Here is an 11,452-nt window from a genome sequence, read left to right on the forward strand (position 1 = left end):
AAAAGCGATTTTTAGACTTTTCGGACAGCCCCTATTTGCTTAATCTGCAAAGCGTATTCCTATAGAGAAAGGATATTCGTTTACTGGGTTGTTGCGGAAGAGTGGTACAAGGCTGTAACGCGCGTAAAGCACACAACTTTTATATCCTAAATGCGCTGAAAGTCCGTATATCCAAGGGCTAATATTTAGGTCTTCTCTTATCACATTTTTATGAGTACCCCCATCGTCATATCTTATTTTCTGACTGCTGTCTATCAATACCCCTACATAGCCACCAAATCCTACTCTAAAACTTTCGTGAGTGGGGTAGATTGTAACTCCTTTTTTAGTTTTAGTGGGGGGAGTAAAATCAAACTCAAAATCTATAGGTACAATGGCGTAATTGGTGCGCAATTTTGATTTGTTGAGTTTATTAGCGGTATAAGGCACCGATTTTGTCACATCGTTTTCTCTTACAAAATACTCGCTTTCTTTGAATTTGAGTCCGTTGTGCATCCACGCAACCCCGTAGTTGATATGGAATAGATTGTTGGTTTTTAGCAAACGAAAGCTTGAGGTAAAGCCCATTTCAAAGGATTTAGATCCTGCAGTTTTAAAACGATTATCGCCAAAACCATCACTACTATTTAAGTTGTGAAAACCTATGGCTGTATAAAGATTTATATCGTGAGAAGCGCGATCGGTATTTGGTTTTTCGTCTTCTTTTCTTCGGAGAATTTTTTCTAATTCTTGCATTGCACGCAAATAGTCCTTGGCTTTATTCACATTAAGGGTGTCAAGAGTATTTACAGTAGCCTTTGAATCTACTTGCTCGCGTATAAGTTTTGCCAAAAGCTCAGCCTCGGCAGCTGTTTTTTCTTTGATATTCTTCTCGGTAGTGGCTGTGAGGTCTTCTTTTATCTGTAAGCCCAGTTCTTCGGTGATTTTCTTATCTTTAAGCAGTTCATTAACGGCTGAAAGTTTTTTCTTGAGCGTTTCTTTTTCTGAAGAAACTATAGAATCAATTGTGGCTTTTGATTTTTTGATAGCCTCTTCGGAATTATTTTGTGCGGTGATGACGCTTGTCGCCAACAAGCAAGTCATCCATAATAGATGTAATGTTTTCATTTTTTGATACTTGTTTTTAACTTTTATTATTTAATACGACACGTGTTCCTATTTCTTTGAGTAGCTTTTCAGCTAAGAGTTTTACTTTGTCCTTCAGTTGTTCTTTCTCAATGGTGTTGAAGGTTTTATCTTGCTGATATTTTTCAGTAACATACTGGTTGAGTTCTGCTTGAGTAGTAGCTACAAGTGCTAAATATTCGGGGGATAGGTGCTGCAAATCGGCAGCCATTTGGGTTTCCATCTGCTTGGTGATTCGGTTTTGTATAGCATTGGCAGTATACTGGGTAAAAAGAGTATCTACTGCATTGATATCAATAAGGGTAATCACCTCTTCTGAGGAAGTGAGATATGAGTCATACTGGCTATTTTTGAGAATTGAAGGGTATGAACTGCACTGGCTGTCTTTAAGAGTTGTAGGCACTGTAGGGTGCGGGCTGGTTGTGGGAACTGATGACTTTACAACAATGAGTTTTTTTGAGACTTGAAGGTCATTATTGGTTTCAGTGTGTTGTTGCCACAAATATCCTATTGCAAGGCATAACAGTACCGCAGCTGCCGCAGTGTAATACCACAGTTTTCGGCTCTTTTGCTCAGTTGGCAAGGTTTCACTCTCGGCTAATTGGGCTTCTAATTGCTCCCACAAAGCAGGTGAAGGGTTGATTTTTCTGTACCTAAACAGGCGTTGTATATTGTCTTTCCACATTTTTAAGCTCTTTTTTTATAAGTTGTTACGTGTTGTTGCAAAAGTTTTTTGGCATACGCCAATTGTGATTTAGAAGTACCTTCGCTGATAGAAAGTTCTTCGGCGATTTGCTTGTGTGAATAGTCCTCAAACACATAGAGGTTGAAAACGGTACGGCACGCGGTAGGCAATTGGTCTACAAAGGATTGTATTTCGGATTCGCTAAAAGTTTCATTCTCTAAGTAGACATCATCTATTATGTCGTAAGTGTCACTCCAGTCGGCGAAAGATAGCTTTTGGGCTTTGCTTTTGAGGAAATCTATACACTCATTTACAGCGATTCGCCGCATCCAAGCATAGAAGTGCTCTTGTTCTTCATACTTAGAGAGATTCGTAAAAATTTTGAAGAAGGCTTTTAGCAGGGCATCTTCGGCGAATTGCAAATCGTTGATGTACAGCCTACACACACTCAGCAAAGCAGGAGCGTACTGGTCGTACAACTGCTTTTGCGCTAAGCGGTCGTTGCGCTGAGCTTTCTCGATGAGACGATGGTCGATTTGCATTTTTCTTTAAATGATGAATGATTTATTCTTTTTAAGGTTCAAATTAAGTACGATGTAGAAAACAGGAGATTGTTCAACTTCATCGGTTACGGCAGTTTGATTATACAGCCCTTTCCTATGTTGTTTTTTTCAAACCATCCTTGAGGCACTTCAAGAGCATAACGCACAGGTTCCGATGAGTCCACACTTTGATGGCTGAACGGTGTCATATCGCGTGTTTCGCGAATTTCGCCATTCGAGTTAATGAACGCAATCGAAAGGGGGGTAGGCGTATCTTTCATCCAAAAGCTTAACTTTTCGTCTCTTTTAAAGATAAAAAGCATACCCGTTCCTTCGGGAATATTCTCACGCCCCATATAACCTTTTGACATCTCTCGTATGGAGCGAGCAAGCTCAACTCTTATGGGAATGGTCTTGCCGTCAAGATTTGTAATGGTCAAGTCCCTCTCTTCAAACTCAAGCGTGAGTGCTGAACAAGCGCTAAAAACAAGGTAGCACAATAGGACAACTCCTATCAGCAATAGTTTGGCAGATGTAAATATTTTCTTTTTCATAAGTCCTCCAATTTGCCCTTATAAACGAAGAAAAAATAAAAAGGTTGGAAAATAATTAAAAAATTTGTCAATTAGCAAATTATTTAACTTTAGCAAAGTTGGGTTTTATTGTTTAATGAGGTCGTAGCCTTTTACAGTAAAGGGGATTCCTAATCCTCGGTTTACTTTTCTAATGGTATTGTTAGGGAAACGTAACCAGCAGGTATTGGTAGTGCCGTGGAAGGAGAGGGTCGCATCGTCCTTGCCTCTCATTTCTACAAATTGTACCCCTACCCACAATTCGCCTTTGGGTGCTAATATTGATAGTTTATGGGTAAACGTTTGTGGTTTATCGGTAGGGAATAGATTGATGTAGATAGGTTCTTTAATCAGGGGGGTAAAGGTTTTGTGCTCTTTATCGGTTTGATACACTACTACGCGTAATACTGCTAAATAGAAAGTGCTTTCTTTCACCTCAATACTGAACTCGGTGAGCTGGGTATCATTAGGGAGGGTTACAAAATCACCTAATTCCGATAACACTCCATTTTCTTCTTGAAAATAGTGTTTCATCTCGCCGTAGAGCGTAAAAAAGGTTGTGATTCCTTTACTTTTTACGTCACGCACTTTAGGTTTTTTCATTTTTAGGGTAGTAGTAGGCAAGTCGATCACAGCTTCGGTAAGTTGTATTTCTTTGGAAATATCGCGATAGGCTAATACTTTATGTTGATAGCTTAAATGAGAAAAATAGATGCTATCTGTAGGTTTTGCCCCGAGTTTTTCAAGTGAAAAATAGCCATTTTCATCACTAATAATTCCTTTATTAGTGCCTACTATCCCTACATTTACGTATTCTATAGGCTCGTGATGGGTATTTACCACCCTATTTTGTGCTAAACAAGGCAGTGAAAAGAATATTGACAACAGAAAGAAGTAAAATTTTAGCATATATTACCAGAATTTGAGACCTATTACAAAGGGGTATGTGTTATCAGTACTATTTTTGAAAAGGGGAGCTAAACTATATTTGGCATACAAGGCTATAACGCCATAGCCTATATGTGCTGAAAGCCCATAAGTGAGTGGATTTGCCTTTATATCGTGTTTTAGCCATACATCATAGTCTTTATCACCTTCTCCGTATTTTATTCTCTGTTTAGCATTTATCAGGCTACCAAAGTAACCTCCTGCCCCTATACGAATTTTTGAAGGGAACTTCTTTTCTACACCTGCCATCAATGTGAAATAACTTGTGCGCAAGCGAGATACATCTAAAGAACGCTCATAAGGCACCAATTTAGTAACTTCGTTGTCAAGAACAAAATACTTATTGTTTTTGATATTTAAACTTTCACCTACTACCGAAAAACCGTATTGAAGGTACAAGCGTTTAGCGGAATGAATACGTGTACTAGCTATAAAAGCTAATTCAACAGAGGTAGCAGGTTTGAAATTGCTGTTTATAGCAGCGCGCATCCCTACCCCAAAGCTTATGTTGATGTTTGTTTTAGCTTCTTCTTTTAAAGAATTTTCAGGGAGAGAATCTATAGCTTGCATTTTTTGGCGATACTGTTTTCTCTCTTCAACAGTCATTACGCTATCGAGATTCGAAGAGCGAAGCAAGGTATCTAATTTTATTTCAGTAGCTTTTTTCTGGATAAGCGTTGAGAGGCGCAAGCCCTCTTTATAGCTGTGCACTTGTACATTGTGTTGCCATACCTCTTTAATTTCTTTGAGCATTTTCACGCTTTGCTTTTTGGTAATTTTTCCTTCGCTAAGCAACTGTTGAATAGCTTCCTCCTTCTGTAACATCAGTTTCTTTTCGGTAGCTACCAATGAATCGATGGTATATTTCGATTGTAAAATCTCTCTTTCAAAAGGATTCTGAGCTAAGAGATTTGCTGCCAAAAGCAGGAAGATAAATGATAAAAATTGTTTCATCGTTTTTTGATTTTTCAATTTGTCAATTTGTCAATTGAGATAAAAACTCAATCCTATAGAAAGGGGATGTATCTCGGTAGGACTATTTTGGAAGAGAGGAGCTAAGCTGTATTTGGCATAGATAGCAAAACCTCCATAGCCTATTTGAGCAGAAACCCCATAAGTGGCTCTATTAGGCTTTAGATTGTTGCGAAGAACGAGTTTGTAATCCTCATCATTTTCTTCATATTTAATTTTTTGAGTAGCATCTATGAGAGCACCAAAATAACAACCTATTCCTATATGGCTTTCTCTTCTAATTTTCTTTTGCAATTCGATAGGGATGATAAGGTAATGTAGACGCAATTTTGAGCTTTTCAAGGGTTTTCCATAAGGCACTAAGCGCGAGGTTTCATTTTCTGTTATAAAATAGTTATCGCCTTTGATTTCAAATCGGTTGTTTTGCCACACCAAGCCTGTGCTAAAGAAGAGTCGTTGTTTTTTGCTGATGCGTGCTATAAGTCCCAAACCTAAATCGGTATGGAGATGAGGTTTAAGTTGATTGTTGTCGCCTATTGCCGTTTGCAAGCCCATTGCCATATATGGTCGGGGGTATATTTTACTATATTTATCGTCATTATATTGCCTTCTATTCATATAGAACTGTCTTTTTTCTTCTTCGTAAGCAGCTTTCTGTTCATCGGTAATGAGGCTATCAAGAGTGGTTATTTTAGGAACGGTATCTATAGCGATTTGAGAGTTTTTTTGCTGGAGTTCAGAGTTCAATTGCAAGGCTTGTTTGTAGTAATGTAGCAGAATGTGTTGCTCGTTAGCCTCGCGGATTTCCTTTGCCATTTTGTCATACTGTTCTGAGGTAATTTTCTCTTTATCAAACAAGTATCTAAGCAACTCCAATTTATAATACATCTGGTTATTTTCAGCAAGTTTTAAGGAGTCAAACGTATTTTTTGATTTCTGGATAATGTTTTCAGAAGGAGTTTGTGCCCAAAGATAAGGAGCGAGGCATAGAGCAATGAGTGATACAATTTGTTTCATAATGGGGATTTATTTTGTTTGATTTATAAATAAAAAAGACTTAACGCAGAAGGAGTTAAGTCTTTTTTTTAGATATGTTATTTATTGTTTAGTCAATATCATACCTGGATGCTCATTAGAAGTGATAGTTTTATCTGATACTTTAGTAAATTCATAAGATTTCATTGTAGTACCACTCACTGTGAAAGAAACTTTATAGACTTTATCTGTTGATTCTTCTTTAACGTTAGTAATGAAATCTGCATTTACCCCACTACCATAACATAAAGTTGTAGCATTAGCTATAATGCAAATATCATTTTTTGCAAATTCATAACCTATGTTTCCTCCAGCTGATTTGTTTAACCATTTACCTTGAATCCAATTAGGAGGATTAAATTTTCCTGAGGAAGAACCTCCATCTCCTTTGTCATCGCTTTTGCCGCAAGCTACCATCGCAAAGATAGCAACTAATAAAAGAATTGTTTTTTTCATTGTTTGTTATTTTTAGAATTATTTAATGGTGCAAAAGTACAAATAATTTACAAATTAGCAAATTAACCTTTATTTCAATTGCATTACACGACTTAAAAGCAGAGGCAAGCCTGTTGTAGCATTGATATTATCATTATTCCAAAAGCTCATCACACAAGCAATAGGGCGATTGCGCACTACTTGTGCTACATAGTAAACCGTAAGGGTTTTTCCGCCCGACATCCCTGCTAAAGCTGATGCAATTCCCTTGATATCAAACACTACTCTCTTGGCTTTGGTGGGTACCTCTTCAAAAAGCACTTCTACTTCTTGCTCTTCTATAGGTTTGAACATCTTGCGCTGTTTGTTGGCTGCAAACTGGTCGGTTACCGCTTGTTGAGCGTCTTCTAAGGTGCGGTATATTCCCCAATTCATTTCGCCGTTGTAAGGGCATTGCACTATGTTGATACCCGTGAAATAACAGTCGTTTAACATCGGGATTTTTCGTCCTGCAAAATTGATGCTATTGGCATCGACAGGAGCAAATAGTTCTTGGGGGATTTTATTTTCTACAATAAGATTCACTACGGCTTCTTCTACCTCAACCTCTCTGTCTCTCAGTTTTGAAAACCAAACAAGGGAAATAGTATTTGCTGAGTTTTTCACAAAATAAAGAGACTCTACATACCCCTCTTTATCTCTATTAACCACATAGTTATCAGTGAGTATGCGAGGGTTAGGCTGCGCGTCTTGCGCATTGATTTTCAATTTTCGGTAAGCCTTCTTAAAGCCGTTTTCATCAAAAGGAAGTTTCAAATCTTCATTGGTAATGGTATAGCCATCAATCGCATAAAAATCTCTATCGTCGTTTTTGATAGCTGAAAGACGGTCTAACAAGGGCAATTCTTGTGCATAGGTAGCCCACAAGAAACTACAAAAGAAAAATAGAATACAACGTTTCATAATTAACAACTTATATTATTTAGTTCACAAAAATAAGTAAAACTGCTCTCTTTTACAAATAAAACTATAGCTTTATAAGAAAAATCTATTGCTAAAATACTCTCACTCATTTATTTTTATAGTAATTTTGCAACAAATTTAAAAAGAATATATTATGTTTACACTACCTGCATTACCTTATGCTTACAACGCACTTGAGCCTTATATCGATGCGCGTACAATGGAAATTCACCATACAAAACACCATAATGCCTATACAACCAACTTGAATGCCGCTTTGGCTTCTGCTGGGGTAGAAGGCAAAAGTATTGAGGAGATTCTTACAAACCTCAATATGAACAACGCTGCGCTTCGCAACAACGCTGGTGGATTCTACAATCACAATCTTTTTTGGGAAATAATGAGCCCCAATGGCGGTGGCAAACCTACTGGAGAACTCGCTAAAGCAATTGATGAGGCTTTTGGCAGTTTTGAAGGTTTTAAAGAGGCTTTTAGCAAAGCTGCAGCTACTCGTTTTGGCTCAGGCTGGGCTTGGCTTTGCGTTCACAAAGGCGGCAAAGTAGAGATTTGCTCTACTGCAAATCAAGATAACCCGTTGATGCCTAACACAGGTTGTGGCGGTTTTCCTATCTTAGGATTAGATGTATGGGAACACGCTTACTACTTGCATTATCAAAACCGTCGTCCTGATTATATCGAAGCGTTTTTTAACGTAATCAATTGGGCAAAAGTTGCTGAACTCTACAGCGCACATAAGTAGTAGCACGACAAACACAATACAAAAAGCCTCCTGAGAGATTAGGGGGCTTTTTATATTTTAAAGACGAATATGGTTATAAAAAATGGAAGTATCCACAATAATATGAGCAATAAAACGCGTTTAGCAATATGAGGTAGCACTTCTTCCATAGTTATAATGATTTTAAAGAACAAATATACATCTTTTTGATTACATAGGTAAGGTAGTAGCTTTTTTCTTTTCTAATATCTCTCTTACTACATCTTCACTAAATAAAAAGAATGATATACTTATCAAAAAAAATAAAATTGTTAGTATTATAGAAGCTATATTGCTACCCAAAAACTTAGGTTTTTCTTTTTTAACAATTCGTTTTCCTCTACCACTTCTATCGTATTTAAAGTGAAAGAAAATCACCAGAAGTATTATTAACTTAGTATTTGAAAACGACCTAAAGTATAACCGAAAAAATATGCCAATCCCATATTAAATGAAGAATTGACTATTAAAGCAAATAAAGATCCTAATATCCAAACAGTGTTTAAATCTGGGAAAGTATAAGGCAAAAACTTCACATTAAAAAGATAAATATAATAATAAAGCACGTTCATCATTTGCTGTAATTTTTATAAAAATAATTCCATATAGTTTCATTGGATTCAGAAGGTTTTACATTTAAACCCTATCCCCCAATTTATTAGCTATAGCAAAGCTAACGCTCCTAACAGTAACAACAATAGAGGAATAGCCATTACTATATTTGCTATAACACAACCTCGCTCTCGCTTCTGCGACAAAAAATAAGCCTCTATCGCCAAAAATACACCATAAAGTCCACAAAATAATCCTATCCAAAAGGCAAATACAAACACATCACCTGTCGCACAAGAACTTTTAGTAGTGAATATCGAGATAGGAATGAATGACAATATCCATACTACAACTAATAAAATCAACCGCTGCCCTATATGAATGAACTCTTTCACAATGTTATTTTTTAAGGTACAAATATACATCTTTTTTTGATTTGCTAATCAACAAATTGGTAAATTAGCAAATTATTTCATACCTTTGCCTCCTAAAATAAAATCATTTATGGAACAAACTTTACCCGCAGGACACCCCGTGCATACCTATATGCTTGAAGCTGACCTTATTTACTCACTAATGGACGAGCTACTTAGCATAGACCCTCATACCGATTATCAGAAATTCTACAACGTGTTCAACCATTTGGCAACCGTAGAAAAACACTTTGCTCGCAAGGAAAACCAGCTCTTTCCTTTCTTGGAAAAACGCGGCTGGATGAATCCTTCACAGAATATGTGGTCTTTTCACGATACCATTCGCGATATCTTCCGCTTAGTACGCAAAAACTTAGAAGAAAAAGACCTTGATGCGGCACAAACTAATGTGCGCTATATCGAAGAAAACTTAGGTCGTTTGCTAAATGTAGAAGCTAATATTCTCTTCCCTAATGCTTTGCAGTTGCTCACCGAAGAAGATTGGATTGAAATGCGCAAAGGCGAGGAAGAAATAGGCTGGATGCTGAAAGATGAACCTGCCCCCTACCCTAACAACAACCCCAATGAACCTGTATATGTACACCCTTCAATGGATACCGAACGCCGCACCGATGTTAAATTTGATGATGCTGCTGCCCATTATGATGAGGGCTATATGACTGTTGAACAGGTAAACCTCTTGCTCAAAACTCTCCCTATTGATATCACTTTTGTAGATGAACACGACCGCGTGATTTTCTACAACCGCGGTGAGGAACGTGTATTCCCTCGCAGTGCTGGTATTATAGGGCGCGAAGTGAAGTTCTGTCACCCTCCTAAGAGTGTAGGCACGGTGCTCAAAATTGTAGAGAACTTCCGTGCAGGCACACAAAACGAAGCTAATTTCTGGTTCAATTATCGCGGTCGCCTTATCTATGTGCGTTATTTTGCAGTACGCGATAAAGAAAAGAACTACAAAGGCGTGATTGAAATGTCGCAAGATATCACCGATATTCAAAAAATAGAAGGTGAACGCCGCTTATTAGAATGGGATAACTGATGAAAGACTTATTCGGACAAGCTATTTTAGATTATCAGCAAGGGCAATATACTGAAGATATTAAAACGGAAACTACTATTTCCGAGGAAGATGTATTGCCCTTGCCTTATTTGTTTCGTTCTTTTGAACAGATGCCTGCATTAGAGCAAAAAGCTCTACAAATGGCAAAAGGAAAAGTATTAGAAGTAGGCTGTGGGGCAGGCTCTCACGGACTCTATTTACAGAACGAACGCAAACTTGAAGTACATTCTATCGACCTATCGCCTAAGGCTATTGAGGCTTGCCAATTACGAGGCTTGCACAACGCCCAAGTACAGAATGTATTGGAAACTTCAGGGCAGTACGACACTATTCTCTTGCTGATGAATGGCGCTGGTATGTGCGGACGACTCAAAAAAATGGGCGCTTTCTATGCTCACCTGAAAACACTTTTAGCTCCACACGGACAAATCCTCACCGACTCTTCTGATATTATCTATATGTTCGATGAAAACCCTGATGGCAGTTATGATGTACCGCTCTATTTCGATTATTACGGAGAAGTGGATTACGTGGTGAAGTACAAGGGACAGAAAGAAAAACCTTTCCCGTGGATGTATGTAGATTACAATACTTTGCAGAATGTAGCTATTTCAGTAGGTTTAGAATGTGAACTTATCGCCGAAGGTGAACACTTTGATTACCTTGCAAAATTAGCAAATTAGCAGATTAGTAAATTAGCAATCTGACACCTCTTACCTAATATCAAGGTATTTATGCATTTGTAAGGAGGCTTTCCACTGAGGGTGAGCCATTACATAATCTACAATCTTGGGGATTACCTTATCGCGTTTGCTCCACTCGGGTTGTAGATAGAGCAGGCAATCTGGTGATACTTGTGCAGCCATTTCTTCAGCGAAAAGGAAGTCGTTGTTGTTGTAAATCACCATTTTCAGCTCATTAGCTTTTTGAAGAACGTCCCCCACGGGGCGTTTTATTTTTTTAGGAGAGAGGCATATCCAATCAAAAGTACCTGACAGCGGATGAGCCCCTGAAGTTTCGATATGAGTGCGCGCCCCTGCAGCTCTCAGTTTTTCGGTAAGGAGATCTAAATTCCACATCAAGGGTTCTCCTCCCGTGATGATCATAGTTTTGGAGAGTGCTAAGGCATCGGTTACAATAGTATCTACAGGCACTAAAGGGTGTGCTTCGGCAGTCCAACTTTCCTTTACATCACACCAATGGCAACCTACATCACAACCGCCTAAGCGAATGAAGTAAGCAGCAGTTCCTTTGTAAAAGCCTTCACCTTGTAAGCTGTAAAAAGCCTCCATCAGGGGGAGAAGCTCCCCCTTCTGCAAGGCTACTTGTGTATTCTTGTTTAACATCTAAA

14 protein-coding genes are annotated in these 11,452 nt (G+C 38.1%); 3 read left to right on the forward strand and 11 right to left on the reverse strand.

Features of this window, described 5'->3' with window-relative positions; translation table 11 throughout:
• Positions 1–39: 39 nt before the first annotated feature.
• The 9 genes from HMPREF9073_RS10465 to HMPREF9073_RS10505 all read right to left on the reverse strand — a co-directional run bounded on the left by HMPREF9073_RS10465 (position 40) and on the right by HMPREF9073_RS10505 (position 7,277).
• Entirely contained in the window at positions 40–1,107 is a 1,068-nt protein-coding gene (locus tag HMPREF9073_RS10465) for a hypothetical protein (RefSeq protein ID WP_009413723.1), read from the reverse strand.
• Between the two features lie 16 nt (positions 1,108–1,123).
• Positions 1,124–1,810 (reverse strand): hypothetical protein, encoded by a 687-nt coding sequence (locus HMPREF9073_RS10470; protein WP_009413724.1) that lies wholly within the window; start codon positions 1,808–1,810, stop codon positions 1,124–1,126.
• A gap of 2 nt (positions 1,811–1,812) precedes the next feature.
• Positions 1,813–2,352, reverse strand: coding sequence for an RNA polymerase sigma factor (locus HMPREF9073_RS10475; RefSeq protein ID WP_009413725.1), 540 nt, complete (start codon positions 2,350–2,352; stop codon positions 1,813–1,815).
• An 86-nt stretch (positions 2,353–2,438) separates the two neighbouring features.
• Positions 2,439–2,906, reverse strand: coding sequence for a DUF192 domain-containing protein (locus HMPREF9073_RS10480; protein WP_009413726.1), 468 nt, complete (start codon positions 2,904–2,906; stop codon positions 2,439–2,441).
• Between the two features lie 105 nt (positions 2,907–3,011).
• Positions 3,012–3,833 carry a carboxypeptidase-like regulatory domain-containing protein gene (locus tag HMPREF9073_RS10485; protein WP_009413727.1) on the reverse strand — a complete coding sequence of 274 codons (822 nt, stop codon included), beginning with the start codon at positions 3,831–3,833 and terminating at the stop codon, positions 3,012–3,014.
• A gap of 3 nt (positions 3,834–3,836) precedes the next feature.
• Positions 3,837–4,826 (reverse strand): hypothetical protein, encoded by a 990-nt coding sequence (locus HMPREF9073_RS10490; RefSeq protein ID WP_009413728.1) that lies wholly within the window; start codon positions 4,824–4,826, stop codon positions 3,837–3,839.
• A 30-nt stretch (positions 4,827–4,856) separates the two neighbouring features.
• Positions 4,857–5,861 (reverse strand): outer membrane beta-barrel protein, encoded by a 1,005-nt coding sequence (locus HMPREF9073_RS10495; protein WP_009413729.1) that lies wholly within the window; start codon positions 5,859–5,861, stop codon positions 4,857–4,859.
• An 81-nt stretch (positions 5,862–5,942) separates the two neighbouring features.
• Positions 5,943–6,335 carry a hypothetical protein gene (locus tag HMPREF9073_RS10500; protein ID WP_009413730.1) on the reverse strand — a complete coding sequence of 131 codons (393 nt, stop codon included), beginning with the start codon at positions 6,333–6,335 and terminating at the stop codon, positions 5,943–5,945.
• A gap of 69 nt (positions 6,336–6,404) precedes the next feature.
• A complete protein-coding gene (locus HMPREF9073_RS10505; RefSeq protein ID WP_009413731.1) occupies positions 6,405–7,277 on the reverse strand; it encodes a hypothetical protein in 873 nt (290 codons plus the stop codon).
• A gap of 154 nt (positions 7,278–7,431) precedes the next feature.
• On the opposite strand from HMPREF9073_RS10505, the gene HMPREF9073_RS10510 reads away from it, so the two are divergent.
• Positions 7,432–8,037, forward strand: coding sequence for a superoxide dismutase (locus HMPREF9073_RS10510; RefSeq protein WP_009413732.1), 606 nt, complete (start codon positions 7,432–7,434; stop codon positions 8,035–8,037).
• 680 nt (positions 8,038–8,717) lie between these two features.
• On the opposite strand, the gene HMPREF9073_RS10520 is transcribed toward HMPREF9073_RS10510, so the two are convergent.
• Positions 8,718–9,002, reverse strand: a complete 285-nt coding sequence (locus tag HMPREF9073_RS10520; protein WP_034555814.1) for a hypothetical protein — start codon at positions 9,000–9,002, stop codon at positions 8,718–8,720.
• Between the two features lie 109 nt (positions 9,003–9,111).
• Here HMPREF9073_RS10520 and HMPREF9073_RS10525 point away from each other — a divergent pair, with 109 nt between their 5' ends.
• Entirely contained in the window at positions 9,112–10,080 is a 969-nt protein-coding gene (locus HMPREF9073_RS10525) for a DUF438 domain-containing protein (RefSeq protein WP_009413736.1), read from the forward strand.
• Positions 10,080–10,784: a bifunctional 2-polyprenyl-6-hydroxyphenol methylase/3-demethylubiquinol 3-O-methyltransferase UbiG gene (locus tag HMPREF9073_RS10530; protein WP_009413737.1), complete on the forward strand. Its 705-nt coding sequence runs from the start codon at positions 10,080–10,082 to the stop codon at positions 10,782–10,784. Before HMPREF9073_RS10525 ends, HMPREF9073_RS10530 begins: the two co-directional genes overlap by 1 nt.
• A gap of 30 nt (positions 10,785–10,814) precedes the next feature.
• Here HMPREF9073_RS10530 and HMPREF9073_RS10535 read toward each other — a convergent pair whose 3' ends face one another.
• Positions 10,815–11,447: a 7-carboxy-7-deazaguanine synthase QueE gene (locus tag HMPREF9073_RS10535; protein WP_009413738.1), complete on the reverse strand. Its 633-nt coding sequence runs from the start codon at positions 11,445–11,447 to the stop codon at positions 10,815–10,817.
• Positions 11,448–11,452: the final 5 nt, after the last annotated feature.

It is taken from the genome of Capnocytophaga sp. oral taxon 326 str. F0382, from assembly GCF_000318295.1.
Taxonomy (GTDB): Bacteria; Bacteroidota; Bacteroidia; order Flavobacteriales; family Flavobacteriaceae; genus Capnocytophaga; species Capnocytophaga periodontitidis.

What these genes read in the sequence shown, in the direction of transcription:
- HMPREF9073_RS10495 (WP_009413729.1), bottom strand. Translation starts at nt 5,861, where the DNA reads ATGAAACAAATTGTATCACTCATTGCTCTATGCCTCGCTCCTTATCTT.
- HMPREF9073_RS10510 (WP_009413732.1), top strand. Translation starts at nt 7,432, where the DNA reads ATGTTTACACTACCTGCATTACCTTATGCTTACAACGCACTTGAGCCT.
- HMPREF9073_RS10535 (WP_009413738.1), bottom strand. Translation starts at nt 11,447, where the DNA reads ATGTTAAACAAGAATACACAAGTAGCCTTGCAGAAGGGGGAGCTTCTC.
- HMPREF9073_RS10500 (WP_009413730.1), bottom strand. Translation starts at nt 6,335, where the DNA reads ATGAAAAAAACAATTCTTTTATTAGTTGCTATCTTTGCGATGGTAGCT.
- HMPREF9073_RS10525 (WP_009413736.1), top strand. Translation starts at nt 9,112, where the DNA reads ATGGAACAAACTTTACCCGCAGGACACCCCGTGCATACCTATATGCTT.
- HMPREF9073_RS10480 (WP_009413726.1), bottom strand. Translation starts at nt 2,906, where the DNA reads ATGAAAAAGAAAATATTTACATCTGCCAAACTATTGCTGATAGGAGTT.
- HMPREF9073_RS10465 (WP_009413723.1), bottom strand. Translation starts at nt 1,107, where the DNA reads ATGAAAACATTACATCTATTATGGATGACTTGCTTGTTGGCGACAAGC.
- HMPREF9073_RS10485 (WP_009413727.1), bottom strand. Translation starts at nt 3,833, where the DNA reads ATGCTAAAATTTTACTTCTTTCTGTTGTCAATATTCTTTTCACTGCCT.
- HMPREF9073_RS10490 (WP_009413728.1), bottom strand. Translation starts at nt 4,826, where the DNA reads ATGAAACAATTTTTATCATTTATCTTCCTGCTTTTGGCAGCAAATCTC.
- HMPREF9073_RS10475 (WP_009413725.1), bottom strand. Translation starts at nt 2,352, where the DNA reads ATGCAAATCGACCATCGTCTCATCGAGAAAGCTCAGCGCAACGACCGC.
- HMPREF9073_RS10470 (WP_009413724.1), bottom strand. Translation starts at nt 1,810, where the DNA reads ATGTGGAAAGACAATATACAACGCCTGTTTAGGTACAGAAAAATCAAC.
- HMPREF9073_RS10505 (WP_009413731.1), bottom strand. Translation starts at nt 7,277, where the DNA reads ATGAAACGTTGTATTCTATTTTTCTTTTGTAGTTTCTTGTGGGCTACC.
- HMPREF9073_RS10530 (WP_009413737.1), top strand. Translation starts at nt 10,080, where the DNA reads ATGAAAGACTTATTCGGACAAGCTATTTTAGATTATCAGCAAGGGCAA.